Source organism: Saccharopolyspora griseoalba (assembly GCF_042665275.1).
Taxonomy (GTDB): Bacteria; Actinomycetota; Actinomycetes; order Mycobacteriales; family Pseudonocardiaceae; genus Saccharopolyspora; species Saccharopolyspora griseoalba.
The window spans coordinates 1-25,630 of the sequence record NZ_JBHTCJ010000008.1; the positions used below are offsets into that span (position 1 = coordinate 1).

Consider the following 25,630-nt stretch of genomic DNA (forward strand, 5'->3'; position numbering starts at 1 on the left):
AATCGCTCCGCGCCAGGCCCGGCCCGGTTTTCCCCGGCCCGCGTCGCGCTGACAACGAATACTCTACAGACCCCGATAACCCCCCGTTCACCCACCCCCCTCCAAAACGATCACCCCAGGTCAGCGGCGCTTTGAGCGTCGTGAGCGGTGGTTCCTCCCGGAATCGCGGGCCGCCACCTCGTCAACGGCCGGCCGACCCTGTCCCCGTTCGAGTGGTCGTCGGCTTTCGCGCGGGCGCGCGCGGGATTGGCCGGTAGCCTGCTGGCGAGCTGTCAGTCAGGGGGTAGCCAGTGGACACTCCGATCTACACCGAGCTCCGCGAGAAGCTGATCGATCCGGAGGACCGGGACTGGGGGCAGAGCGCCCCGCCCGAGTTCGCCGCCGCGTTGGCCGAGCGCGCCGGAACGGCCGAGCAGCCCGACTCACCGGCGCCCACCCGGCCGAGCGCGACGACCACGGGCAAGCGCTCGCGCTCCCGCGCCCGCAGCCATCGGAAAGAGGACTAGAGGAGGACGGGCTCGCCCCGCTGCCCGTTCTCAGGCCCGGCGTGCCCGGCCGCGGGCACCGCGACGCCTCAGTCGACCGCGGAGGAGAACAGCGGGAGGGAGACCGCGGGCACCTGCTCGGGCTCGGTCTCCTCGCCCCCTCCGTTGAGCACGACGGGCTCGGGCGCGTCCGCGCGCTCCGGCTCCGCCGGCCGCACCGGTTCGGACGGCGCGTCCACCTGCTCGGCCTTGAGCCGGTCTCGGGTGCGCTGCGCGGCGCCGCGGATCTGCTCGGTGAGCTGCTTGTTCTCCTCGCGCACGCGCTCTTCTTCGCGCTCCTGCTGCTTCGAGGTGCGCGACTTCTCCGACTTCGGGGAGCGCGCGGCCTTGATGTAGCGGTTGAGCACGGTGCGGAGCTGGCGCTCGTGACCCTCGTTGAGGTCGATTTCGTAGGTCACGCCATCCAGCGCGAAGGTGACGGTGTGCTTGGCTGGCGATCCGTCGATGTCATCGACCAGATCGACCTTAATCCGCTCGGCCATGATCACCTTGTCTCGGGAACGCGCCCCGTCTCGATCCGCGACTTCGGTGGAAGACTACTGCCAGTCCCTGACCACGTTGTAGCACGTCGGTTAGCAGATGTCTCGTACTCAACCATAGTCGAGCGGCCGGATCGACCGAAAACCGCTCGGCAGATCGGGTGTGGAGGACAGCTCGCGGCGCGTCCTCCTCTAACCGACCGTGACCACCCGCCTGGTTTGCCCGGAGGTAATCCAGCGCACATCCTGGAAAAAGACCGATGCCGGGTAGAGCATTCTTCGGACGATCGTTTATCGTTCGCTCGCTCTTCGTCGCGCGTTGCGCGCGGAGAAGACTTGGATTCGAGCCGGAATCGAGGGTTAACCGTGGCGCAGAAAGTCACCGTGCAGCTGGTCGACGATGTCGACGGCACCACAGCCGACAGCACTGTCGAGTTCGCCCTGGACGGGGTGAGCTACCAAATCGACCTGTCCGAGGACAACGCCGAGAAACTGCGCGACTCGCTGGCCACCTTCGTGGCGCACGCGCGCAAGACCGGCGGGCGCAAGAAGGTTGGCGGCAAGGGCAAGTCGAACACGCCCAGCACCGCCGACCGGGAACGCAACCAGGCCATTCGCGAATGGGCTCGCGAACAGGGCATGCAGGTATCCGACCGGGGACGCATTCCGGCCGAGATCGTCGAGGCGTACGACAACGCTCAGTGAACGGGCGGACACGGGCGACCGGATGTCCGCTGGAAGCACCTTCGGACATTTCCGGCCGCCCGTTGAAAATGCGGTTCGACGGCATTCGGCAACCGAGCCGGCCAACGCGCGGCCGGTTCGCGGTCGTCGTTTACCGCTCCGCCACGAATCGGACGATTTCCTGCCGGTCCGGCATCGAACTGCTGGCCCCGGGACGTTGCACCGAGAGCGCCGCACCGGCCGATGCCATCCGCATCGCCTCGGGCATGGTGGCGCCCCCGCCCAGCACCGCGCTGAGCACGCCGACGAACGTGTCCCCGGCGGCGGTGCTGTCCACCGCGGTCACGCGGTGGCTGGGCACCCGCGTCTGGACGCCCTCGCGGTTGCCGTAGAGGCAGCCGCGGTCGCCCAGGGTGATCACCACTTCGGGCACCTTGCGCAGCAGCTCCTCCAGCGCCTGGTCCGGGTCCGAGTTGCCGGTCAGCACCGCGGCCTCGTGCTCGTTGGGCACCAGCAGGTCGACGTTGGCCAGCAGCTCGTCGGACAGCGGTACCGCGGGAGCCGGCGTGAGCACCACCTTCACGCCGTGCCTGCGACCGGCGGCCGCGGCGGCGGTCACGCCCGACAGCGGCGTCTCCAGCTGCAGCAGCAGGGCGCTGGAATCGGCCACGAGCTCCTCGTCGCTGTCGTTGAACGTCTCCAGGGCGCTGTTGGCCGCCGGGACCACGACGATCGAGTTGGCGCCGTCGTCGTCGACCACGATGTGCGCGGTGCCGCTGCGACCGGGGATGGAGCGCAGGCCGGCCACGTCGACCCCCGCCGAGGTCAGGACCTTGCGGATCTCCTCGCCGAACTCGTCGGTGCCCACCGCGCCGATCATGCTCGTGTAGGCGCCGGCCTTGGCCGCGGCGATCGCCTGGTTGGCGCCCTTGCCGCCGGGCACGGTGTGGAACTCGCGCCCCATGACCGTCTCGCCCCGCCGGGGTGCGGTCGGGACGTAGGCCACCAGGTCCATGTTGCAGCTGCCGAATACGGCCACAGAAGTCGTCACGGGCGCCATCATCGGTCATCCGGACACACGCTCGCACGGATGGGTCCCGCCGCGTCGGAACACGTACCATGACCGACCAGCAGTGCAGACCTGTCCTGCTGAGGAAGGGCGACGAGGCGTGGACTACGCGGTGACGGCGGAGCTGGCCCCACCGGAAGCGGCAGTGGAGCTCGACCCGCTGCAGCAGGAGGGGATCGCGGCCGTGCTGGACCGCAACCTGGCCCTGGTCGAGGGCGTGAGCGGGCCGGAGGAGTCCGACATCGACGTGCTCGACTACCGCATCACCGTGCACCCCGAGGGCGCGAGCGTGCTGCTGGCCCTCGACGCCCCGTCCCTGCTGGCCGCCGAGAGCGGGGCCGCGTCGGTGCTCGACGAGCTGATCAGCGAGTGCGAGCTGCTCCCCGGCTGGGCGGTGGCGCACTCGGAGGTGCGCATCACCGAGGACGAGTTCAACGAGCGGCTGGCCGCGGCCGAGGAGGTCGAGACCGGCGACGAGCTGGAGATGGCCGTCGAGGAGGCGCTGGAGTCCGCGCCGGACCCGGCGATGGACGTCGAGCACTGGCGCAACCGGCTCGGCGAGCTCGCGCCCCGCCTGCGGGCCTTCGACGCGACCGCGTTCGCCGGCGCCGACGAGGCGTCCGCGAAGCTGTGCGCGGGTGCGTTGGTGCACGCGGTGCGGGTGGTCACCGACGAGCTGTTCTACGACGAGCTCGCGCTGGCGGTGAACAACGCGACGGTCGCCGACGCGGTCGGGCTGCTGGTCCTGGAGGAGCTGCCGCCCTGCTACGACCACCGCTACGACGCGTTCTTCGCGCGAGCCTTCGTGCTGGCCTCGGCCGAGGTCGGCGTGCGGCTGACCGCCCCCTGCTGGACGCCGCCGCGCAGCGTGGCCGAGGCCCTGGCGCTGCGGCTGATCCTCAACGAGGCGCGCGTGGTGCTCGAGGCCGCCGAGCTGATGAGCTGGGACGAGAGCGAGCCCGTCTTCGCGAGCTTCGCCGGGCGGGCGTTCGGCGAGGTCGACGCGGCGGAGCTGTACGCGGTGGAGATCCCGCTGGCCGCCGGGTTGGAGCCGGAGCTGGTGGAGCAGGCGGCCAAGACCGAGGCCGACCTGCACGACCGGGGCCTGGCGTTCGACCAGTGGTTCACCCGGCGGGACGGCAACCCGGGCCTGCACCCCTACCTGGACTCGCTGTGAGGGCTCGCTGGGCGGGCCCGGCCGCGGAGCCGGGCCCGCTCGGCGTCACTCCTGGTTGCGGACGGAGTAGGGGGGAACGGTCGAGCCGATGAGGCTGGCCTCGTCGATGCTCTCCGGGCGGTAGGAGCTGGTCGCGTAGTTGTCCAGCATCAGGTTCACCGCGTCGTCGATGGGCTCCACCCGGCCGAAGATGAACGACCACTCGTGCTCGTCGGAGCCGAAGTAGACGACCGTCTCGAAGGCCGACCGGAAGCGGTTGTAGGCGCGCTTGAGCGTCTCGTTGCGCCACACGGTCGGGCAGCCGGCCTGGAAGGCGACCACCCCGCCCGCGGACAGCACGGACTGGCAGCGCTGCACGAACTCCAGGCCGTAGAGCCGGTTGTGCTGGCCGTCGGTGTCCTCCGCGCGCTCGTCCGGGAGGTCGACCACGACGATGTCGTAGCCCTCCGGCGGGGCGGTGTCCAGGAAGCTCCAGCCGTCGGCGTAGTGCAGCGAGATCGGGCCCTCGCCCTTCTCGGCTTCGACGAGCTGCTCGGGCGTGTAGCCGTAGGGCAGGTGCTCGGCGCACTTGGCCACGCACAGCTGGTCGATGTCCACGTGGTCGACCCGGGTGGCGCCCGCGGTCACCGACATCTGGCTGGCCACGCCCTCGCTGGAGCCGATGATCAGCACCCGCTCCACCTGCGCGGCCAGCAGGAACGCGGGCACCATCATGGCCTCGTGGTAGACCAGCTGGGAGAACTCGGTGCTCTGCCGGTCGTCGTCGCAGAACAGCGAGACGCCCTGCCCGGTCTTGCCGATGACCACGTGCTGGTACGGGGTGTCGCCCTCCCACAGCACTTCGTCGACCCGCCACAGGCGCTGCAGGTCGGCGCCCATCGGCTCCTTGATCCACCGGTGCCCGTCGAGTTCGATCAACGGTGCTCCTCCTGTACTTCCAGAGTTGGGGTTGGCGTGCGTCGGCACTGCGCAGCACACACCATGCCGCGCGGGCGCGCACTCGGGACGCGAGTTCTCAGATGTCCTTGCCGCGGCGGATGGTCTGCACGTTGCGCCCCGCGGGCTTGAGCGCGTCGGCCAGGAGGCTGACCGCCTTCTCCGGGTCGGCGGTGTGCCCGCAGGTGAACACGTCGACGAAGATCGACCCGTCCTCCGGGTACGTGTGCAGCGAGGCGTGGGACTCCGACAGCAGCGCCAGCACCGTCACTCCCTGCGGCTCGAACCGCTCGGCGATCATCTGGCACACCGTGGCGTCGGACTGGTCGAGCGCGTTGTTCAGGACTTCCCGCAAGAACTGCTCGTCGTCCAGCAGCTGCGGATCCACGCCCTCCAGCTCCGCCAGGACGTGCGTGCCGGTGAACAGACCCACCGGTGCTGCAGTGTCAACGGACATCTATCAACCTCCCATCGTTCGCAGATTCGTCTTCCGCAGCCTCTGGTACCGCAGGATTCCCCGTGCGGCCGCAGCAGATCACGCGCGTCGATCGCCGTCGACGCAATAGGTGGGCAGCGGGGTGAACCCGTTGAAACCCACCGATGAATAGCTGGCCGTGTAGGCGCCGGCGGAGAGCAGGTCGACCGTGTCCCCGCCGCGCAGCGTGCTCGGCAGCTGGTAGCTGTTGCGCTGGTAGATCACGTCGTCGCCGTCGCAGGTCGGGCCGGCCAGCACGACCGGTCCCACCTCGTCCCCGTCCCGGCTGGTGCGCAGCCGGTAGGTGATGGCCTCGCCCTCGGTCTCGGCCAGCCCGTTGTAGCGGCCGATGTCCAGGTAGACCCAGCGGCGCTGCCCGTCGCAGGAGTCGGTGACCAGCACCACCTCGCTGCGCAGCACGCCCGCGTCGCCGACCAGGAACCGGCCGGGTTCGATCAGCAGCTCGGGCCGCTCGGCGAAGTTGCTCTCCAGCGACTTCTCGATGGCCTCGACGTACTCGGCCAGCGGCGGCGCGGTCTCGGTGTACCCGGCGGGCAGGCCGCCGCCGAGGTTGACCAGGCGCAGCGGCACGCCGTGCGCGGCGCAGTCCTCGAAGACCCGCCGGGCGGCGCCGACGCCGTGCTCCCACGCGGCCGGGTCGAGCTGCTGCGATCCGATGTGGAACGACACGCCGCAGGGGTCCAGGCCCAGCTCGGCGGCACGGCGCAGCAGTTCCGCCGCCTGCTCGGGCGCGCAGCCGAACTTGCGGCCGAAGGGCGTGCGGGAGCCGGAGTTGTCCACCAGCACCCGGCAGAACACCTGCGCGCCCGGCGCGGCCTCGGCGATGTTGGCCAGGTCGGCGGCGCTGTCGGTGGCGAACAGCCGCACGCCCCGCTCGTGGGCGAGCGCGATGTCGCGGCGCTTCTTGATGGTGTTGCCGTAGGAGATCGACTCCGGCGTGGCGCCCCTGGCCAGGCACAGCTCGATCTCGCCGGGGCTGGCCACGTCGAACGAGGCGCCCTCGGCGACGAGCTCGCCGACGACTTCGGGGGTGGGATTGGCCTTGACCGCGTAGCAGATCCGGGCGTCGGGGAGGGCGGTGCGCAACTGCCGGTAGCGCTGCCGCACCTGCGCCAGGTCCATGACCAGGAAGGGGGTCTCGGGCCGTTGCTCAGCCAGGAAGCGATCGATCGCGTCTGCTCGCGCGGTGCCGCGGGGGCGGTCCGTCACGCCGGTGGCGGCGGACAGGTCGGACAATCCCGGTACCTCCGTATCAGGTGCTGGTGGGGGCTCGCCGCTCGTTTCCCCAGCGCGGCGAGGGCGCGACTGCGACCAAGCACGGTACCGTCCAAGCCCCCCGGATTTCGAACCAGCCCGCTTCCTGCGCGGGGGTTGTGAGGACCCCCACCGCTCATGATTCCGAGCGCCCCAGGCGCAGCGCCAGGTAGAAGTCCACGCGGGTCGGGAAGTCGGACAGGTCGCGGCCGGTGAGCTGCTCGATGCGCTGCACCCGGTAGCGCAGCGTGTTCACGTGCAGGTGCAGCTGCTGGGCGCAGCGCGACCAGGAACCGGAGTGCTCCAGGAACACCCGGAGGGTGCGCAGCAGTTCGGATCCGTGCGCCCGGTCGTAGGCGATGATCTCGGCCAGCAGCTTGTCCCGGTAGGAGCGGCGCAGCTCGTCGCCGACGGCGGCCAGCAGCACCTCGTGCGAGGCGAGCTCCGCGGCGGCGGCGACCTCGGCCCGGCCGCGGCGCCCCTCGGCGAGCCCGCGCGCGTAGGCCGCCTCGTCGAGCGCACCGCGCAGCGCGGCGGTCTCGGCGATGTCGCTGAGCCCGAGGGTGAGCCTGCGCTGGCCGAGCGCGGGCTCGACGGTGGCGACGACGCCGCGCAGCTGGGCTTCCAGGCCGGTGAGGTGCTCGCGGTCGTCGACGAACAGCGCGGTGGCGCCGTCGCCGAGCGGCGCGGTCACCGAGGGCAGGCCGGTGGCCGCGGCGAGCTCGCGCAGCAAGGTGGTGGACTCGGCCTGGTCGCCGGCGAGGAGGGTGACCGCGCGCAGCGGTTCGTCGGCGGGCAGTCCCGCGGTTTCGAGCCGGGCGACGACCTCGGTGGGCGTGCAGGTGCCCGCGAGCAGCCGGTGCAGCGCGGCCTCCGCCGAGCGGCCCGCGATGCGGCGCGCCTCGTCGACGCGGGCGCGCACCAGCGCCACCACGGTGCCCAGGTCGGTGGCGACGACCTGCTGCTCGTCCCACGCGGCGTCGGCGTCGCCGGCCAGCACGAACCAGCGGGCCGCGGGCGGTTCGGTGGCCGATTCGACCGGCCACAGCACGTGGCCCCGGCAGCCGCGCGGCAGCGGTCCGGTGCTGTGCTCGCGCAGCGCGGCCGCGCGCAGCTCGGCGGGCAGCGAGGCGGTTCCGGCGACCTCCCAGCCCGCGGCGGAGAGCACCCAGCAGTCGGTGCCGAGCTCCTCGGCGGCCATCCGCAGCACGCGGTCGAGGTCGGCGCCGGAGGCGGCGGCCGAGACGAGCTCGCGGCGCGGGGCGAACCGGCGCTGGATGCGGTCGGCCAGGGTGTTGAAGCTGACCGAGACCGGGACCTCGAACAGCGGGAGGTCGTGCCTGCGGCAGGCCTCGACGAGGTCCGGCGGGGCCTTGCCCAGCCGCGCGGTCCCGGCTGCCAGCCCCGCCACGCGGGCGTCGACGAGTGCCCGCACGAACTCCTCCGAGTCGGCCGGGCAGGTGTGCCAGACCAGGCCGGAGAGGACCAGCTCGCCGCCGGAGAGGTAGCGCCGCGGATCCATGAGGTCGGTGATGTAGACCCCGGTGAGCTGCCGGTCCAGGCGACCTCGGCCGTGCAGGAGCACCAGACCGAGGCCTTCGTCGGCGAGCAGATCAGCCAGTCGCACCCGGCCCTCCTCCGGCAGAGCTGTCCGGGACCCGCCTGGCCCGGCACGACGTGCGCCGGGGTGGCAGTCGCACGAACCGGCCGGGCGGACGCGTTCGTAGGAACATACAACTCGCCCGGTTCACCGGGAAGGTTTTTTCGGGTTATCGCCCGCTAGCCAGCGACATCCGGCCGGATGTGTACTGGGCCACATCAACGCACCGGCCCCCGGCCGATGGGAGAAGCAACGTGGAATTCCTCCGCCCCGCCTCCTGGCGGGAGGCGCTCGAGGCCAAGGCGCAGTACCCCGACGCGATGCCGATCGCGGGCGGTACCGACGTGATGGTCGAGCTCAACTTCGACAGCCGGCGGCCCGGCGAGCTGCTGGACCTCACCCGCGTTCCGGAGCTCGCCGAGTGGGCCCCGGACGGGCCCGAGCTGCGCATCGGCGCCGGGGTGCCCTACGCCCGGCTGATCGACGAGCTGGGCGACCAGCTGCCCGGCCTGGCGATGGCCTCGCGCACCGTGGGCTCCCCGCAGATCCGCAACCGCGGCACGCTCGGCGGCAACCTCGGCTCGGCCTCGCCGGCCGGCGACGGTCACCCGCCGCTGCTGGCCGGGGAGGCCGACGTCGAGGTCGAGTCGGTGCGCGGCAGCCGGGTGATCCCGGCCGAGGAGTTCTTCACCGGCCCGAAGCGCAACGCCCTGGCACCCGACGAGCTGATCGCCGCGGTGCGGCTGTCGCCGGCCACCGGGCCGGAGCAGTTCTGCAAGGTCGGCACCCGCAACGCGATGGTCATCGCGGTGTGCACCTTCGCGATCGCGCTGCGCCCGGAGATCGAGCGGGTGCGCACCGGCATCGGCTCGGCGGCGCCCACGCCGATCCGGGCGCGGGAGGCCGAGGACTTCCTGGCCGAGGAGCTGGACTGGGCCGGTCGCGGCGCGCTGCCGGACGCGGTGGCGCGGCGGTTCGGCGAGCTGGTGACGCAGGTGGCGTCGCCGATCGACGACGTTCGCGGCAGCGCGGACTACCGCAGGCACGCGCTGAGCGTGATGGCCCGCCGGGCGCTCGGCTGGGCCTGGCACGAGCACTGCTCCGGGAGGCAGGAATGCGCCTGAAGTTCACCGTCAACGGGCGGCAGCAGGAAGCCGACGACGTGTGGGAGGGCGAGAACCTCCTCTACGTGCTGCGCGAGCGGCTCGGCCTGCCGGGCTCGAAGAACGCCTGCGAGCAGGGCGAGTGCGGGTCCTGCACGGTCTACCTGGACGAGGTACCGGTGTGCTCGTGCATGGTCGCCGCCGGGCAGGCCGAGGGCCGCGAGGTGCGCACCGTGGAGGGCCTCGCCGACGGCGAGCGGCTCGACCCGGTGCAGCAGGCCTTCGTCGAGGCGGGCGCCGTGCAGTGCGGCTTCTGCACCCCCGGCCTGCTGGTGCAGGCCCACGACCTGCTGGAACGCACTGCCGAGCCCTCGGATTCGGAGATCCGGGAGTCGCTGGCGGGCAACCTGTGCCGCTGCACCGGCTACGAGAAGATCATGGACGCGGTCCGGCTCGCCGCCCGGCGCAAGGTGGCCGGGGATGGCTGAGCGCCTGATCGTCGAGGGCGGCGCGGTGGCCGCGGTCGACGACGCGGGCACCGAGTTCGCCGAGGGCCACGTGGTCGTCGAGGACGGGCGGATCGTCTCGGTCGGGCCCGGCACGGCCGAGGGCCCGGGCGAGCGGGTCGACGCCTCCGGATGCCTGGTCACGCCCGGTCTGGTCAACACCCACCACCACCTCTACCAGTGGGCCACCCGCGGTTACGCCTGCGACTCGACGCTGTTCGAGTGGCTGACCGAGCTCTACCCCGTGTGGTCCCGGATCGACGCGGAGACCGCGCACGCCGCGGCCTCGGCGGGGCTTGCCCGGCTGGCGCTGACCGGCTGCACCACGGCCGCCGATCACCACTACGTCTTCCCCCGCGGGGGCGGCGACGTGTTCGGCGCGGTCGTCGCCGCCGCGGGGCGGGTCGGCACCCGGTTGCACGCGGTGCGCGGCTCGATGGACCGCGGCGAGTCGCGGGGCGGGCTGCCGCCGGACTCGGTGGTCGAGGACCGCGACGAGGCGCTGCGCGGCACCCAGGAGGCCATCGAGGCCTTCCACGACCCGCGACCGGACGCGCGGGTGCGGGTCGCGGTCGGTCCGTGCTCGCCGTTCTCGGTCTCGTCCGAGCTGATGCGCGAATCGGCCGAGCTGGCGCGGCGCAGCGGCGTGCGGATGCACACGCACCTCGCCGAGACCGCCGACGAGGAGGACCGCTGCCGGGCCGAGTTCGGCTGCACCCCGGCCGAGTACGCCGAGGACCTGGGCTGGTTCGGGCCGGACGTGTGGCTCGCGCACACCGTGCACCTCTCCGGCGCGGCCGTCGACCGGATGGCCGCCACCGGCACCGGCAGCGCCCACTGCCCCAGCTCCAACGGCAGGCTCGGGGCCGGCATCGCCCCGGTGCGGCGGCTGCTGGACGCCGGCGCCCCCGTCGGTCTGGGGGTCGACGGGGCCGCGTCGAACGAGAACTGCGGGCTCGGCGGGGAGATGCGCCAGGCGCTGCTGCTGGCGCGCGCCGCCGGTGGTCCCCGCGCGCTGTCCACCCGCGAGGCGCTGCGGCTGGCCACCCGCGGCGGCGCGCGCTGCCTCGGGCGCGAGGACGAGCTGGGCTCGCTGGAGCCCGGCAAGCTCGCCGACATCGCGGTGTGGCGGCTGGACGGGCTCGACCACACCGGCATCGCCGATCCGGTCGCCGCGCTGGTGCTGGGCGAGCTCCCCCCGCTGCGGCTGCTGCTGCGCGGCGGTGCGCCGGTGGTGGAGCACGGGCGGCTGACCGCCGAGGCCGATCTGGCCGACGAACTCGACCGGGCCGACGCCCGGCTGCGCTCCCTGGAGGTGGCTTGACCATGGACGGATCGCCCGCGCGGACCCCGCAGCAGCTCGACGACGCCATCGACGGCGGGATCGGCGAATCGCCGCTGCGCCCGGACGGTGCGCTGAAGGTGCGCGGCGAGTTCGCCTACTCCTCGGACCTGTGGGCCGAGGACATGCTGTGGGGCGCCACGCTGCGCAGCCCCCACCCGCACGCGCGCATCCGGTCGATCGACATCGGACCGGCGATGGCCACCGCCGGCGTGCACGCAGTGCTCACCGCCGAGGACGTGCCCGGGGAGAACCTCTACGGGCTCAAGGAGATCGACCAGCCGGTGCTGGCCGACGGCGTGGTGCGCTACGTCGGGGAGGCGGTCGCGCTGATCGCGGCCGACCACCCGGAGACCGCGCGGCGCGCGGCCGAGCGCGTCGTCGTGGACTACGAGGTGCTGGAGCCGATCACCGACGCCGAGCGGGCCGCGCACGACGAGGGCCTGCCCGCGCTGCACGAGGGCGGCAACGTGGTGCGCCACCAGCGGATCGTCAAGGGCGATCCGGAGGCGACCGCCGAGGTCGTGGTCTCCGGCGTCTACACGGTGGGCATGCAGGACCAGGCGTTCCTCGGCCCGGAGTCGGGCCTGGCGATCCCCGCCGAGGACGGCGGCGTGGACCTCTACCTGGCCACCCAGGACCTGCACTCCGACCTCAAGCAGACCGCGCGGGCGCTGGGCCTGCCGCCGGAGAAGGTGCGGATGACCATGTCCGGCGTCGGCGGCGCGTTCGGCGGGCGCGAGGACCTGTCCATCCAGGTGCACGTGTGCATGCTGGCCATGCGCGTGGGCAAGCCGGTGAAGATGGTCTACAGCCGGGAGGAGTCCTTCTACGGCCACGTGCACCGGCACCCGGCGAAGATGTACTACGAGCACGGCGCCACGCGGGACGGCGAGCTGGTCTACGTCAGGGCCACCCAGTACTTCGACGGCGGCGCCTACGCCTCGAAGACCCCGGTGGTGGTGGGCAACGCGACCACGCTGGGCGCGGGCCCGTACAAGGTGCCCAACGTGCACATCGAGGGCTGGGGGCTCTACACCAACAACCCGCCGTGCGGCGCGATGCGCGGGCTGGGCGCGGTGCAGCCGACCTTCGCCTACGAGTCCCAGATGGACAAGCTGGCCGCGGCGCTGGGCATGGACCCGGTCGAGGTGCGCGTGCGCAACGCGATCGCGCAGGGCGACTCCATCCCGACCGGCCAGGTGATCGACTCGCCCGCCCCGGTGGCCGAGCTGCTGGAGCGGGTGCGCGCGCTGCCGCTGCCCGAGGACACCGCGAGCGACGACATCCGCGAGCTGCCGGGCGGGGCCTCGAACACCACCCACGGCGAGGGCGTCGTGCGCGGCGTCGGCTACGGCGTGACGATCAAGAACATCTGCTACTCCGAGGGCGCCGACGACTTCTCCACCGCGCGGGTGCGGCTGCAGGTCATCGGCGGCGAGCCGGCCGCCATGGTGCACACCGCCGCGGCCGAGGTCGGCCAGGGCCTGGTGACCGTGCAGCAGCAGATCGCGCGCACCGAGCTCGGCGTCGAGCGGGTGACCATCCACCCGAACGACACCTCGGTCGGCCCGGCCGGGTCGAGCTCGGCCTCGCGGCAGACCTACGTCACCGGCGGCGCCGTCCGGGAGGCCTGCGCCGCCGTGCGCGAAGCGGTCTTCGAGCTGGTCGCCGAGCGCTGCGGCACCTCGGCGGGGCTGTCGCTGCAGGGCGGCAAGGTGGTCTCCGACGAAGGCGTGCTCGCCGACCTGGCCGAGGTGCTCGGCGACGAGGTCGTCGAGCTGACCCGCGAGTTCCACCACCTGCCGACCTACCCGATGGACGCCGACGGCCGCAGCGAGCGGGTCCAGGTGCAGCACGCGTTCTCCGCGCACCGCGCGGTGGTCGACGTCGACACCGAGCTGGGCCTGGTCAAGGTCGTGCAGCTGGCCTGCGCCCAGGACGTCGGCAAGGCGATGAACCCGGAGGCGGTGATCGGCCAGATCCAGGGCGGCTCCGCGCAGGGCCTGGGGCTGGCGGTGATGGAGGAGATCCAGGTCTCCGGCGGCCGGATCCGCAACCCCTCCTTCACCGACTACCTGATCCCCACGATCCTCGACATGCCGCCGATGGAGATCGACGTCATCGAGCGCGGCGACGACAACGCGCCCTACGGGGTCCGCGGCGTCGGCGAGCCGCCCACGATCTCCACCACGCCGTCGGTGGTCGCGGCCATCCGCGCGGCCACCGGGCGCGAGCTCCCGCACACCCCCGTCGCCCCCGAGCACCTCATCTGATCACCGCAGAGCATTGGAGCAACCGATGACCGTGGACACGGCCACCGCGGCCGAGCACGCCTGGATCAGCCGGGCCATCGAGCTGGCCACCAGCAACGTCGCCGAGGGCGGCGGCCCGTTCGGCGCGCTGATCGTGCGCGACGGGGAGATCGTGGCCACCGGCACCAACCGGGTCACGCCCGATCTGGACCCGACCGCGCACGCCGAGGTCACCGCGATCCGCAACGCCTGCCGCGCGCTCGGCGACTACGGCCTGCGGGGCTGCGTGCTGGTGACCTCCTGCGAGCCCTGCCCGATGTGCCTGGCCTCGGCGCTGTGGGCGCGGGTGGACCGGATCGTCTTCGCCGCCGACCGCGACGACGCGGCAGCGGCGGGGTTCGACGACCGCGCGTTCCACGACGCGCTGCGCGACCCGGCCGCGTGCCCGGTCCCGGTGCAGCGCATCGACTCCGCCGACCGGAACGCCGCCTTCGCCGCCTGGTCGGCCAAGGCGGACCGCGTGGACTACTGACCGAGAACCGAGCAGAACGCCCGCGCGCAATCCCGGGAGATCTCGCACCCCGATTTCGAGGGATTTCCGCGCGGCGACCACCCGAAAGCGGAAACCCCGCTCCCCAGAGGGCTCACCGGTGATGACCGGGTCGCCGGTCGAGCGCCTGCACCGCGGACGTCGAGGGTCGAACCACCCGAAGACCTCCGCACCACACATCTGACGAAACGCCCCGCTCTCGTACACGGCGAATTCGCGCCGCGGCTCGTGCTGCCCGGAAGAACCCGCCGTTTCCGTCCGATGGGGCTCCCACCGGCATGGGAGGACGCATGACCAAGCAGCTCGAAGCCGAGGAGAGAACCGGCGGGCTGGACCGCTACTTCCGGATCACCGCGCGTGGTTCGACGCTGTCCCGGGAACTGCGGGGCGGCCTGACGACCTTCGTCGCGATGGCCTACATCGTGATGCTCAACCCGCTCATCCTCGGCTCATCGGCCGACGCCACCGGGGCTCAGCTCTCCCCGGAGGCGCTGACCACCGCCACCGCGGCCACGGCGGGCGTGATGACCGTGCTGATGGGCCTGATCGGCAACGCGCCCCTCGCGCTGGCCGCCGGGCTCGGGGTCAACGCGGTGGTGGCCTTCACCATCGCGCCCACCATGACCTGGGGGCAGGCCTTCGGGCTGGTGGTGCTCGAAGGCGCGGTGATCGTGGCGCTGGCGCTCAGCGGTATCCGCGAGCGGATCATCAACGCCATCCCGGAAGCGCTCAAGATCGCGCTCACCGTCGGCATCGGCCTCTACATCGCGCTGATCGGCCTGGTCAGCGCCGGGTTCGTGACCAGGGTGCCGGACGCCAAGGACACCACCGTCCCGGTCCAGATGGGCGACGGCGGGCACCTCGCGGGCGTACCGATCGCGGTGTTCTGCCTGACGCTGCTGGTCATGCTGGGCCTGCTGGCCCGGCGCACGCCCGGCGCGATCCTGATCGGCATCGGCTTCGGCACCGTGCTGGCGATGGTGGCCAACGGCGCGTTCCAGGTGGAGGCCTCGGAGTGGGGCACGATCGTGCCCCAGCTGCCCGAGCAGCTGGTCAACGCGCCGGACTTCGGGTTGTTCGGGCAGGTCGACCTCTTCGGCGGATTCGCCGCCGCCGGCGGCATCGCGGCCACGGTGTTCCTGTTCACCCTGGTGCTGTCCGGCTTCTTCGACGCGATGGGCACCATCACCAGCGTCTCCAGCCACGCCGGGCTGGTGCGCGACGGCAAGGTCGAGGGCATGGGGCGGATCCTGGCCGTGGACGGCGTCGCCGCTGCCGCGGGCGGGTTCGCCGGGGCCTCGCCGAACACGGTGTTCCTGGAGTCGGCCGCGGGCGTGGCCGAGGGGGCGCGCACGGGCCTGGCCAGCGTGGTCACCGGGCTGCTGTTCTGCGCGACGCTGCTGTTCACCCCGCTGGCCGCGGTGGTGCCCGCGCAGGCGGCAGCGCCCGCGCTGGTGATCGTCGGCGGGCTGATGATGTCGCAGGTGGGCAGGATCCCCTGGAACGACCCGGACTACGTGCTGCCGGCGTTCCTGACCATCGCGGTCATCCCGTTCACCTACATGATCACCAACGGGATCGGGGCCGGGCTGATCGCCTTCTCGGTGATCAAGCTGGCCCGCGGCAAGCCCCAGGAGATCGGCTGGCTCGTCGGCGTCCTGTCGGTCGTGTTCGCCTTCTACTTCGCCGTCGAGGGCGTCGAAGCGCTGTTCGCGTGACGGCCCCTTCCCCGGTGGTCCCCCGCGAGCTCGTGCTTCGCGGGGGACTTCTGATGAGAGCAGCACCCGACGTCCGCCGAGGTACGGTGACGACGTGAGCGGTGTTGCCGGTGTGGTGCTGGCCGCCGGGGCCGGGCGGCGCTTCGGGAAGCCCAAGGCGCTGGTCGAGCTCGACGGCGTCCTGCTGGTCGATCGGGCTGCCCGGTCCCTCGCCGAGGCCGGCTGCGAGCCGGTGCTCGCGGTCCTCGGCGCCGCCGAGGACGAGGTCCGCGCGCGGGCCAAGCTCGACGGCGTGCGCGCGGTGTCCAACCCGGAGTGGCCGACCGGAATGGGGTCCTCCGTGCGCGTCGCGCTGCGATCCCTGGTGGACACCGACGCGGACGCCGCGCTGGTGCTGCCGGTCGACATGCCGGGGATCAACGCCGAGACCGCGCGCCGCGTCGCCGCCCTGGCCTCCCCGTCGGCCCTGGCCGCCGCCGCGCACGGCGGCAAGCGCAGTCACCCCGTGCTGCTGGGCAGGGACCACTGGGCCGGGGTGATCGAGTCGGCGCGCGGCGACGCCGGTGCCAGGGACTACTTGAAGCCACGCACGGTCACCGTGGTGTCCTGTGACGACATATCGGAGGGCTTCGATGTGGACCGGCCTGAAGATCTCGAACGTACCGACACGTAGAGTCGCATGGCGGTCGGAACCCGCTGCGCAGCGAACATTCCGGCCACCCGCCCGAGCAGTGCGCAAGCGGAGGCACCAATGGCAAACACGCACATCACGGCGAACTACGTGCCCACGGGCAACGACTGGCAGGTCACCGTCACCGCAGGCGAGGACCACAAGACCGTCCGCGCCCCCGGGCTCATCGCCGCGCGCGACCAGGCCGAGCAGCTCATCGACGAGCTCGCGCCCACCAAGGCCGGCCGGGTGGTCATCCACCTGCTCAACGGCGACGGCTTCGCCTTCACCACCGCCTACCTGCAGGCTCGGCACGGGCTGTCCGACGAGGCCACCCAGCAGGCCGCCCGCGCCGCGGTGGGGCACGCCAACCAGGTCCCGGCCACCTGATCTTCCCCGACTCGGCTGAACCTGTCCGCGACTCCCCCGGTGCACAGTGGACCAACCGGAGCGGGCACTTAGGATGTTCGTCGTGAACGCGCCGACGAGCAGTGCACGCGAGGAGGAAGCTGCGGTGGCCAGTCTCGAACCGAGCCGGCCGACCGCCGGACGCGGACGCCCGCGGGACGCCTCGCGCGATGCCGCGCTGCGCCAGGCAGCGCTGGAGGTGCTGGCCGAAGTCGGCTACCGCGCGCTGACCATGGACGCCGTGGCCAACCACGCCCGCGCCGGCAAGGCCACGATCTACCGGCGGTGGGACTCCAAGCTGGACCTGGTGATCGACACCTGCAACGAGCTCGTGCAGCGCCGCATCCCGGAACCGGACCTCGGCTCGGTGGCCGAGGACCTCGGCGAGTTCCTGCGCTCGTTCGCCACGATGTTGACCGGCCCCGTCGGCAAGGCCGCGCAGGCGCTGGTGGGTGAGCTGCCGCACGAACCGGAGCTGGCCGCGAAGTTCCGCGAGTCCTTCCTGCTCCCCCAGCGCGACATGATGCGCAAGATCATCGAGCGGGGCGTGCGGCGCGGCGAGATCAGCTCCGAGGCGCCGGTCGACACGGTGGTGGAGCTGGCCGGAGCGGGTCTGATCTACCGGCTGATGCTCGCCGACGAACCACTCGACACGAACTTCGTGGACCGGCTGGTCAGCGAGGCCCTCGTCCCGCTCCTGGAGAGGTGAGGGTGTTCTGGGGACCGCGCCAGCCCCCAGAACACCGAAGCACTACTTGAACAGCTTGCGGACCACCACTGCGGTGACCAGCACGCCGACTCCGATCAGCGCGTAGCGCACCTTCGGGTCGTTGAGCTTCTCCGTCACGCTGGCCTTGCCGGCATCGACGAAACGCTGCGGATTCGCCTTGACGCTCAGTTCGTCCAGCGTGGCGGCCAGCGCGTCACGTGCCTGCTCGATGTCCCGCTCGATGGCGTCTTGATCACGGGCCACGCGTCCTCCTCACCTTCACCTGGCTGCCAGCAGCGTAGTTCACCGCCTCGATCGCGCCACACCGACCGCGCGCGTGTCCGCGAAAGAGGCGCTCCGGGGCGCGCAGACCAAGATCGCACCCCGCGCTAGGGTGTGCACAGCGGGGCCGTAGCCCAATTGGCAGAGGCACTAGGTTTAGGTCCTAGCCAGTGTGGGTTCGAGTCCCACCGGCCCCACGACGCGCCACTCGGGCATCTCGCCGGTCGCGGCCGGGCGGTGCGAGCCGCCGCCCGCTCGCGCGGCGCCAGCGGGCGAGGCCGGAAACCCGCGGATTCCGGATTCCTCGCGGGACCGCCGCATTTCCCTGAATCGGGCGGAACGGCACGCCCGGATCGAATTCCGAGAACCCCGAACGTGTCCTTTCATCTCGATTCGTCCCCCGATTTCGCATTGCGCTTCCCGCGCCGAAATGCTGCGCGCAGCCACCGCGCTGAGCAGCGGGTTCACCGAATCGGGGGACGACTCACCGCCGGTGGCAGCATTTTCCGGGCGCTGCTCCGGCGGCCCTCGGTTTCAGTTTGACGGATTTCGGGCGCAGGAGTGCACTGGTGGTGTGGCGCATGGGGACTCGTCGACGCGCGTTCGGATTCGCCGCAAGCTGCGCGCGGGCGGTCGCGCGTCGGACGGAGCGGTTCGACGCTCCGCGCCCGCAGGCGCCCCCGGCGCGACCGACGTCCTGAACTGCCGAGACCACCACGGGAAGGACGGCAACCATGGCTGACCCGAACCGAAAACCACCGACGACCACCGACGCCGGCATCCCGGTCAGCAGCGACGAGCACTCGTTGACCGTCGGCCCCGACGGCCCGATCCTGCTGCAGGACAACTACCTCATCGAGCAGATGGCGCAGTTCAACCGGGAGCGCATCCCGGAGCGCCAGCCGCACGCCAAGGGCAACGGGGCGTTCGGCAAGTTCGTGGTGACCAACGACGTCAGCGCCTACACCAAGGCCGCCGTGTTCCAGCCCGGCGCGGAGACCGACGTGATGATCCGGTTCTCCACGGTCGCGGGCGAGCGCGGCAGTCCGGACACCTGGCGCGACCCGCGCGGCTTCGCGGTGAAGTTCTACACCAGCGAGGGCAACTACGACATGGTCGGCAACAACACGCCGGTCTTCTTCGTCCGCGACCCCATGAAGTTCCAGCACTTCATCCGCTCGCAGAAGCGCCGCGCGGACACGAACTCGCGCGACAAGAACATGCAGTGGGACTTCTGGACGCTGTCGCCCGAGTCGGCGCACCAGGTCACCTGGCTGATGGGTGACCGCGGCATCCCGAAGACCTGGCGCCACATGAACGGCTACTCCAGCCACACCTACATGTGGGTCAACGCCGAGGGCCAGCAGTTCTGGGTGAAGTACCACTTCAAGACCGACCAGGGCATCGACTTCCTCACCCAGGAGCAGGCCGATCACCTGGCCGGCGCCGACGGCGACTACCACCAGCGCGACCTCTACGAGTCGATCGAGCGGGGCAACTACCCCAGCTGGACGCTGAAGATGCAGATCATGCCGTTCGAGGAGGCCGAGACCTACCGGTTCAACCCGTTCGACCTGACCAAGGTCTGGCCGCACGGCGACTACCCGCTCATCGAGGTCGGGCGGTTGACGCTGGACCGCAACCCGACCGATCACCACACCGAGATCGAGCAGGCGGCCTTCGAGCCGAACAACCTGGTGCCCGGGATCGGGCCGAGCCCAGACAAGATGCTGCTGGCCCGGCTGTTCTCCTACGCCGACGCGCACCGCGCCCGCCTGGGCTCCAACTACAAGCAGATCCCGGTCAACTCGGCCGACGCGCCGGTGCACAGCTACAGCAAGGACGGGGTGATGCGGGTCCAGAAGGTCGCGGATCCGGTGTACGCGCCGAACTCCTACGGCGGACCGGAGGCGGACACCACCCGCTTCGGCGAGCCCGCCGGCTGGCACACCAGCGGGCAGATGGTGCACGCGGCCTACACCGAGCGCCGGGACGACGACGACTTCGGGCAGGCGGGCACGCTGGTGCGCGAGGTCATGGACGACGACGCGCGCGCCCGGCTGGTCTCCAACGTCGCCGGGCACCTGCTCGACGGCGTCACCGAGCCGATCCAGCAGCGCGCCTTCGAGTACTGGCGCAACATCGACGAGGACATCGGCAAGCGCATCGAGCGCGCCGTCAACAACGGCGGCGCCTGACCGGGCCCCAGCGCGCGGCGGCCTACCGCTCAGAGCGCGGGGCCGCCGCGCACCCCCGCCGCAGCGCGCCGACGCCCGGACCGACCAGATCCGCCACGGCGGCCTCCCGACCGGAGATCGCCGACAGCGACCGCCGGTGCCGACGACCTCGGGCCCGTCCCCGATCGACACGCCCGCGTCGGTGGCGCCCACCCGGATGCTAGGGACCAGCTGCTTCGCGCCACCGATCTCCTTCGGTGTCCGGGCCTGGTAGCGCAGCGAGCGCACGACCGCTTCGAGCGGGTAGTCGCGTCCGATGCTCAGCGGGCGCCGGACGCCCTCGCCGTGCACGACCTCCTCGACCATCCTGCTGTCCAGCGGCGCGCGCGGCGTCGCGGTGCGGTGGACGACCTGCCCGAGCCGCTCCAGCGTCTCCCGCTGTGTTGCATCGCGTTCGCGCGCGACACCGTTGGCGTTCTGGCGGTCGAAGTCGAAGCGCGCCCGGATCATGTCCCGCACGATCCCGAGTCGCGTGACCTCGGAGTCGTTCACCAGGTGCGCCGCGACGTCGTGCACGCTCCACCCGTCGCACGACGACGGCCGCTCCCACGACTCGTCGTCGACCGCTCCGAGGTCCCGGACCAAGGCCGACCGCTCCTGGCGCACCAACGCCCACGCGTCCGTGCGGCCAACCCAGGCGGCCCCGGTCGCGGGGTCAGCCGAGTGCGATTCCGGAGGCGTGGTCGCGGAAGGCTCGGACTGCTGGGGGTAGCTGGCGGCCCGCGGGCCAGACGACCCCGATGGTTCGGTGGGCCGGTGGGCTGAGCGGGATCTCGGCGGTGCCCGGGGCGGCTCCGGAGAGGGCTCGCGGGAGCAGCGTGGTGCCCAGTCCCGCGGCGACCAGGCCGCGGGCGGTGTCGACCTCCTCGCCCTCCCAGGCGAAGCGCGGGGTGAAGCCTGCGGACTCGGCGAGGTCGGTGACGATCCGGCGCAGGCCGTAGCCGGGGCGCATGCCCACGAAGTCGTCCTCGGCGAGCTCGGTCAGCCGGATCTCGCCGCGCCCGGCCAGGCGGTGTCCGGAGTGCACCACCGCGACCAGTTCCTCCTGGGTGACCTGCGCCGACTCCCACTCGGGGTCGGACGGCACCGGGGAGACCAGGCAGAGATCGACGCGCCCGGCGCGCGACCGCGCGAGCATGTCGTCGCGCGATCCCTGCGCGAGGCCGAACCGAACGCCCGGGTTGTGCTCGCGGAACTCGCTGATCAGCCGCGGGATCAGCGCTCGGCCCATGGTGTGCTGGAAGCCCAGCAGAACCTGGCCGCGGTTCGGGTCGAGCTCGTCGAGGACGCCGCGGCAACCGGTCTCCAGCTCCCGCAGCGCGTTCTCGGCCGCCTCGCACAGCAGCGCTCCGACCCTGGTCAGCACCACGCCGCGCCCCTGCTTGGCCACCACCGGGGTGCCCAGCTGGTCGGCGAGCCCGGCAAGCGCGCGGCTGACCGTGGGCTGCGGCTGCCCGAGGCGCTCGGCGGCGCGTGTGAGATGGCCCTCCGCTGCGACGGTGCGCAGCAGGCTCAGCGTCGGGGCGAGATGCGCGGCGAGCTGGGACGCCTCTCGGGGCGTGCTCGATTCATGCGTCACAGCATCGATTGTGGCCCTCTGCTGCATTGGACGCATTGTTTAGCCAGGCTTACTTTCATCGCATGAGCGATCCCGAGGTGAGCAGGCTGCGCCGCATCCGGCTCGCGCTGCTGGTCGGCGCGCTGGCGCTGTTCGCCCTGCTGTACGCACCGCAACCGGTGCTGCCCCAGTTCTCCGCCGACTTCGGGCTGACCCCGGGCACCGCGGCGCTGCTGGTGTCGGCCGGGACGCTGGGCCTGGCGGTCGCGGCGATCCCGCTGGGCACGCTGTCCGAGGTCGTGGGGCGGCGTCGGGTGATGGTCACCGCGCTGCTGGTGGCCGAGGCGATCGGGCTGGCCCTGCCGTTCCTGCCGAACTTCCCGCTGCTGGTCGGGCTGCGGCTGGTGCAGGGTGCCGCGGTGGCCGGGCTGGCGGCGGTGGCCACCGCCTACCTCGCCGACGAGACCGGCGGGCGCAACCTCGGCGCGACCATGGGGCTCTACGTCGCGGGCACCACCATCGGCGGCATGTCCGGGCGACTGCTCGGGGGCGTCGCCGGCGACTTCTGGGGCTGGACCGGCGGGCTGACCGCGGTGGCCGCCGTGGCCGGCGCGTGCACGGTGCTGTTCGTCGTACTGCTGCCGACCGAGCGCAATCAGACCCGACAGAGCTTCCGGTGGCGGCCGCTGCTGGCCGGGGTGCGCGCCGCGGCAACCGATCCCGGGCTGCGCGCGCCGTTCGCGGTGGCCGCGCTCGGCATGGGGTCGTTCGTGGCGGTCTACAACGTGCTGGGCTTCCGGCTGACCGAACCGCCGCTGTCGGTCTCCCCCGCGCTGGCCTCGCTGGCGTTCCTGGCCTACGCCGCCGGAACCGTGACCTCCGCGCTCGCGGGCAGGCTGGCCGACCGGTTCGGGCGCAGGCCGGTGCTGCTCAGCGGCCTCGGCACCGCGCTGACGGGACTCGCGCTGATGCTGGCCGGGAACCTGGCGGTGATCCTGGCCGGGCTGGTGGTGTTCACCGGCGGGTTCTTCGCGGCGCACTCGGTGGCCAGCGGCTGGGTCGGCACGCTCGCCTCGCCCTCGGCGCGCGGCCAGGCCTCGGCGCTGTACCAGTTCGCCTACTACGGCGGCAGCAGCGTCGGCGGGGTGCTCGGCGGCACGGCCTACGCCTGGTGGGGCTGGCCGGGCATGTCGGCGGCCCTCGCCTGCTGGCTCGCCCTCGCCGCAGCCGCGGTCCTCCGCGCCCGCAACCGCGTCACCACCCCCGAACCCCACCCGATCGAGCGCGTCCCGTCCTGACTCCCCACTCACCCGAACCAGCGACACCACCAGGAAAACCACCGAAAACGACCCCCCGAAAAGCAGGCCATTCCGTGCCCGGATTGGGAGGTGATTCGGGGGACGGATTGGGAGGTGATTCGGGTGGGGTCGGTGTGGACGGTGGGAGCGGGGTCGGGTTCGGGCGCTTGGGGTTGCGGCATGGAGCACCGGGTACTGGGGCGCACCGGGCGCGAGGTGTCGGTCGTCGGGCTGGGGTGCTGGCAGATCGGCGCCGGTTGGGGCGCGTCGGAGTCCGACGCGATGGCCGCGCTGCACGCGGCCGCGGATTCCGGCGTCACCGCCCTGGACGCCGCACGTCCGCGACCGCTGGCAGCCGGTCAGTCCTCCGCGGACCCGGCGGCCTCGGCGAAGCGGGCGAACGCCTCGACCGCCGCGGAGCGCGCCGCCGGGTCCATCCGGTCCAGCACCTCGCGCAGCATGGTGCGCCGCTGACGGTTGACGCGCGCAACGATCTCCCGGCCGCTCGCGGTCGGGGCGAGCAGCGTTTCCCGCTTGTTCAGCGGGTTCCGGGCCCGCTGAACCAGTTCGAGCTGCACAAGGCGGTCGCAGGCGCGGGTGACCGACGACGGGTTCATCGCGAGCTCCTCGGCGACCCGGCCCATGATCACCGGGGGCTTGCGCTCGGTGATGATCACCAGCGCGCGGAACTGCGTGAGGGTCAGCTGCGCGGTGACCTCGGCGACCGTCGAGTCCGCGATCTTGACCATCGCGCGCAGCATGGCCAGCGCCTCGTCGGCGCCGTCGCCGCCGTTTCGCGCGCTTTGCGAGTTCTCCACCATCGCCCGCGATCCTACCGACGAGTGATGTCGAGGACAGTTGCGCAGCGCAAGATCGGTGAACCCCAACACTTCCACCTTCTCCACGTGCGGTGGGCAGAACTACCATTGCGCCATGCAAATAAGGGCGTCGCATCTGGGAGACTTCACGCTAAGACCTCGCACCCTGCTGATCGCCGCGCTCGCGATACCCGTCGGAATCGCGTCCTCGCTGACCGCCTACCTCCTGCTCCAGCTGATCGGGTTGATCACCAACCTGGTCTTCTACCAACGCCTGGCCACCGACCTCGTCGCCCCGGGCGCCCAGCACCATCCGTGGTGGCTGATCCTCTCCGCACCGATCATCGGCGGGCTGGTCATCGGTCTGATGGCCCGCTACGGGTCGGAGAAGATCCGCGGTCACGGCATGCCCGAGGCGCTCGAAGCGATCGTGGCCAAGGAGAGCCGGGTGCAGCCGCGGGTCGCGGTCCTCAAACCGGTCTCCTCGGCGGTCGCGCTGGGCACCGGTGGCCCGTTCGGCGCCGAGGGACCGATCATCATGACCGGCGGCGCGGTCGGCTCGGTCCTGGCGCAGCTGCTCAAGCTCAGCTCCAACGAGCGCAAGACGCTGCTGGTCGCGGGCGCCGCCGGTGGGATGACGGCGGTGTTCAACGCACCGCTGGCCTCGATCCTGCTGGCGGTGGAGCTGCTGCTGTTCGAGTGGAAGCCGCGCAGCTTCATCCCGGTCACCATCTCGGTCGTCGTGAGCACGACCATCCGCGGGTTCCTGCTCGGCACCGCCCCGCTGTTCCCGGTGGACGTGGCGGTCTCGCCCGGAACGGCCGCGACCGCGCTGGCGGCGGTCACCGGCGTGACCGGCGGGTTGTTCGCGGTGGTGGCGACATGGCTGGTCTACCGCTCCGAGGACGCCTTCAACGTGCTGCCCATCCACTGGATGTGGTGGCCCGCGCTCGGCGGCGTGATCATCGGCATCGGCGGGCTGGTCGAGCCGCGCGCCCTCGGCGTCGGCTACGACGTCATCGAGGCGATGCTCACCGGCCACGCCACCATCGCGCTGATCTTCGGCATCCTCGCCGTCAAGACGCTGATCTGGAGCCTGTCGCTGGGCTCGGGGACCTCGGCGGGCGTGCTGGCACCGGTGTTCCTGCTGGGCTCGGCGCTGGGCGCGGCCGAGGGCCTGGTGCTGCCCGAGGTCTTCCCCGGCTTCTGGGCGATGTGCGGGCTGGCCGCGGTGGTCGGCGGGGTGATGCGCTGCCCGCTGACCGGCATCGTGTTCACGGTGGAGCTGACCCGGGCCTGGGATTGCCTGGTCCCGCTGACGGTCGCCTCGGTCGTCGCCTACGGCGTCTCGGTGCTGATCCTGAAGCGCTCGATCCTCACCGAGAAGCTGGCCCGGCGGAAGCTGCACCTGACCCGCGAGTACAGCACCGATCCGCTCGAAGCCCTCTTCGTGCACGAGGTCATGACACCCGAGCCGGTGGTGCTGCCCGCGGACGCGGCGATCGAGGAGGCCCGCAACACCACCCGGCACGGCGAGCTCTACCCGGTCGTCGAGGGCGCGGACCTCATCGGGATGACCACGCACGAGGCCCTGGTCGCCTGCCCCGGCGAAGCGGTCGCCGAGGCGACGACCGCGGTGCCGGCGGCGATCCACCCGGACGACACGCTCAGCGCCGCCGCCGAGGCGCTCGCGGTCACCGACACGACCCACCTGCCGGTCGTCGACCGGGACGAACCGACCCGGGTCCGCGGCGTGGTCGGCCTGGCCCAGCTGCTGCGCGCCCGCAAGCGGGACCACCACGAGGAGCACCACCGGCAGCGCTACCTGGCGACCGCCACCTCCTGACCGGCGCGGGAGGCGCCCGAGGGGCAGCGGGCGCCTCCCCGGGCGGAGTTGCCGGTCCCGCCGGGCCCTCCCATGCTGTGGCGCGGCGAG

The 25,630-nt window shown here is 72.0% G+C and carries 24 protein-coding genes, 1 tRNA gene and 1 pseudogene; 16 read left to right on the plus strand and 10 right to left on the minus strand.

The window, feature by feature from the left end; genetic code table 11:
• Window positions 1-290: 290 nt before the first annotated feature.
• On the plus strand, window positions 291-506 hold the full coding sequence (locus tag ACFQRI_RS16285; protein WP_380669403.1) for a hypothetical protein: 216 nt from the start codon (window positions 291-293) through the stop codon (window positions 504-506).
• A 68-nt stretch (window positions 507-574) separates the two neighbouring features.
• Here ACFQRI_RS16285 and ACFQRI_RS16290 read toward each other — a convergent pair whose 3' ends face one another.
• Window positions 575-1,027 (minus strand): histone-like nucleoid-structuring protein Lsr2, encoded by a 453-nt coding sequence (locus tag ACFQRI_RS16290; protein WP_380669405.1) that lies wholly within the window; start codon window positions 1,025-1,027, stop codon window positions 575-577.
• 363 nt (window positions 1,028-1,390) lie between these two features.
• Between ACFQRI_RS16290 and ACFQRI_RS16295 the strand changes: the two genes are divergently transcribed.
• On the plus strand, window positions 1,391-1,729 hold the full coding sequence (locus ACFQRI_RS16295) for a histone-like nucleoid-structuring protein Lsr2 (protein WP_380669407.1): 339 nt from the start codon (window positions 1,391-1,393) through the stop codon (window positions 1,727-1,729).
• Between the two features lie 130 nt (window positions 1,730-1,859).
• Here ACFQRI_RS16295 and rbsK read toward each other — a convergent pair whose 3' ends face one another.
• The gene (gene rbsK / locus ACFQRI_RS16300; protein WP_380669409.1) at window positions 1,860-2,759 is read right to left on the minus strand and encodes a ribokinase; all 900 of its coding nucleotides are present in this window, start codon (window positions 2,757-2,759) and stop codon (window positions 1,860-1,862) included.
• Window positions 2,760-2,877: 118 nt separating this feature from the next.
• Here rbsK and ACFQRI_RS16305 point away from each other — a divergent pair, with 118 nt between their 5' ends.
• Window positions 2,878-3,954, plus strand: a complete 1,077-nt coding sequence (locus ACFQRI_RS16305) for a hypothetical protein (RefSeq protein ID WP_380669411.1) — start codon at window positions 2,878-2,880, stop codon at window positions 3,952-3,954.
• A 45-nt stretch (window positions 3,955-3,999) separates the two neighbouring features.
• Here the strand turns inward: ACFQRI_RS16305 and ACFQRI_RS16310 are convergent, their stop codons facing one another.
• The 4 genes from ACFQRI_RS16310 to ACFQRI_RS16325 all read right to left on the minus strand — a co-directional run bounded on the left by ACFQRI_RS16310 (window position 4,000) and on the right by ACFQRI_RS16325 (window position 8,267).
• Complete coding sequence (locus ACFQRI_RS16310; protein ID WP_380669413.1) at window positions 4,000-4,872, minus strand: spermidine synthase; 873 nt, start codon at window positions 4,870-4,872, stop codon at window positions 4,000-4,002.
• Between the two features lie 97 nt (window positions 4,873-4,969).
• Window positions 4,970-5,347, minus strand: a complete 378-nt coding sequence (speD, locus tag ACFQRI_RS16315; protein WP_380669415.1) for an adenosylmethionine decarboxylase — start codon at window positions 5,345-5,347, stop codon at window positions 4,970-4,972.
• Between the two features lie 78 nt (window positions 5,348-5,425).
• Window positions 5,426-6,622 (minus strand): type III PLP-dependent enzyme, encoded by a 1,197-nt coding sequence (locus tag ACFQRI_RS16320; RefSeq protein WP_380669417.1) that lies wholly within the window; start codon window positions 6,620-6,622, stop codon window positions 5,426-5,428.
• 154 nt (window positions 6,623-6,776) lie between these two features.
• Window positions 6,777-8,267: a PucR family transcriptional regulator gene (locus ACFQRI_RS16325; protein WP_380669419.1), complete on the minus strand. Its 1,491-nt coding sequence runs from the start codon at window positions 8,265-8,267 to the stop codon at window positions 6,777-6,779.
• Between the two features lie 227 nt (window positions 8,268-8,494).
• Between ACFQRI_RS16325 and ACFQRI_RS16330 the strand changes: the two genes are divergently transcribed.
• The 9 genes from ACFQRI_RS16330 (at window position 8,495) to ACFQRI_RS16370 (ending at window position 17,501) form a co-directional block, all read left to right on the plus strand.
• On the plus strand, window positions 8,495-9,364 hold the full coding sequence (locus ACFQRI_RS16330) for an FAD binding domain-containing protein (protein WP_380669421.1): 870 nt from the start codon (window positions 8,495-8,497) through the stop codon (window positions 9,362-9,364).
• The gene (locus ACFQRI_RS16335; RefSeq protein WP_380669423.1) at window positions 9,355-9,831 is read left to right on the plus strand and encodes a (2Fe-2S)-binding protein; all 477 of its coding nucleotides are present in this window, start codon (window positions 9,355-9,357) and stop codon (window positions 9,829-9,831) included. The genes ACFQRI_RS16330 and ACFQRI_RS16335 overlap by 10 nt, the downstream gene beginning before the upstream one ends.
• Window positions 9,824-11,173: an 8-oxoguanine deaminase gene (locus ACFQRI_RS16340; RefSeq protein ID WP_380669425.1), complete on the plus strand. Its 1,350-nt coding sequence runs from the start codon at window positions 9,824-9,826 to the stop codon at window positions 11,171-11,173. Before ACFQRI_RS16335 ends, ACFQRI_RS16340 begins: the two co-directional genes overlap by 8 nt.
• Window positions 11,174-11,175: 2 nt before the next feature.
• Window positions 11,176-13,467 (plus strand): xanthine dehydrogenase subunit D, encoded by a 2,292-nt coding sequence (pucD, locus tag ACFQRI_RS16345; protein ID WP_380669427.1) that lies wholly within the window; start codon window positions 11,176-11,178, stop codon window positions 13,465-13,467.
• A gap of 25 nt (window positions 13,468-13,492) precedes the next feature.
• Window positions 13,493-13,978: a nucleoside deaminase gene (locus ACFQRI_RS16350; RefSeq protein ID WP_380669429.1), complete on the plus strand. Its 486-nt coding sequence runs from the start codon at window positions 13,493-13,495 to the stop codon at window positions 13,976-13,978.
• Between the two features lie 308 nt (window positions 13,979-14,286).
• Window positions 14,287-15,714, plus strand: a complete 1,428-nt coding sequence (locus ACFQRI_RS16355; RefSeq protein WP_380669431.1) for an NCS2 family permease — start codon at window positions 14,287-14,289, stop codon at window positions 15,712-15,714.
• A gap of 94 nt (window positions 15,715-15,808) precedes the next feature.
• Entirely contained in the window at window positions 15,809-16,387 is a 579-nt protein-coding gene (locus ACFQRI_RS16360; RefSeq protein WP_380669433.1) for a nucleotidyltransferase family protein, read from the plus strand.
• Window positions 16,388-16,465: 78 nt separating this feature from the next.
• Window positions 16,466-16,774, plus strand: coding sequence for a hypothetical protein (locus tag ACFQRI_RS16365; protein WP_380669435.1), 309 nt, complete (start codon window positions 16,466-16,468; stop codon window positions 16,772-16,774).
• A gap of 124 nt (window positions 16,775-16,898) precedes the next feature.
• Window positions 16,899-17,501, plus strand: a complete 603-nt coding sequence (locus ACFQRI_RS16370; protein ID WP_380669437.1) for a TetR/AcrR family transcriptional regulator — start codon at window positions 16,899-16,901, stop codon at window positions 17,499-17,501.
• 42 nt (window positions 17,502-17,543) lie between these two features.
• Here ACFQRI_RS16370 and ACFQRI_RS16375 read toward each other — a convergent pair whose 3' ends face one another.
• Complete coding sequence (locus ACFQRI_RS16375) at window positions 17,544-17,765, minus strand: DUF3618 domain-containing protein (RefSeq protein ID WP_380669439.1); 222 nt, start codon at window positions 17,763-17,765, stop codon at window positions 17,544-17,546.
• Between the two features lie 141 nt (window positions 17,766-17,906).
• On the opposite strand from ACFQRI_RS16375, the gene ACFQRI_RS16380 reads away from it, so the two are divergent.
• Window positions 17,907-17,980 (plus strand) — tRNA-Leu (locus tag ACFQRI_RS16380).
• Between the two features lie 537 nt (window positions 17,981-18,517).
• Complete coding sequence (locus ACFQRI_RS16385; RefSeq protein ID WP_380669441.1) at window positions 18,518-19,981, plus strand: catalase; 1,464 nt, start codon at window positions 18,518-18,520, stop codon at window positions 19,979-19,981.
• 195 nt (window positions 19,982-20,176) lie between these two features.
• On the opposite strand, the pseudogene ACFQRI_RS16390 reads toward ACFQRI_RS16385, so the two are convergent.
• A pseudogene (locus ACFQRI_RS16390) lies at window positions 20,177-20,626 on the minus strand (maleylpyruvate isomerase family mycothiol-dependent enzyme); the annotation flags it as partial.
• 49 nt (window positions 20,627-20,675) lie between these two features.
• A complete protein-coding gene (locus tag ACFQRI_RS16395) occupies window positions 20,676-21,599 on the minus strand; it encodes a LysR family transcriptional regulator (RefSeq protein WP_380669443.1) in 924 nt (307 codons plus the stop codon).
• Window positions 21,600-21,661: 62 nt separating this feature from the next.
• On the opposite strand from ACFQRI_RS16395, the gene ACFQRI_RS16400 reads away from it, so the two are divergent.
• A complete protein-coding gene (locus ACFQRI_RS16400; RefSeq protein ID WP_380669445.1) occupies window positions 21,662-22,876 on the plus strand; it encodes an MFS transporter in 1,215 nt (404 codons plus the stop codon).
• Between the two features lie 359 nt (window positions 22,877-23,235).
• On the opposite strand, the gene ACFQRI_RS16405 is transcribed toward ACFQRI_RS16400, so the two are convergent.
• Window positions 23,236-23,697 carry a MarR family transcriptional regulator gene (locus ACFQRI_RS16405; protein ID WP_380669448.1) on the minus strand — a complete coding sequence of 154 codons (462 nt, stop codon included), beginning with the start codon at window positions 23,695-23,697 and terminating at the stop codon, window positions 23,236-23,238.
• Between the two features lie 112 nt (window positions 23,698-23,809).
• On the opposite strand from ACFQRI_RS16405, the gene ACFQRI_RS16410 reads away from it, so the two are divergent.
• A complete protein-coding gene (locus ACFQRI_RS16410) occupies window positions 23,810-25,540 on the plus strand; it encodes a chloride channel protein (RefSeq protein ID WP_380669450.1) in 1,731 nt (576 codons plus the stop codon).
• Window positions 25,541-25,630: the final 90 nt, after the last annotated feature.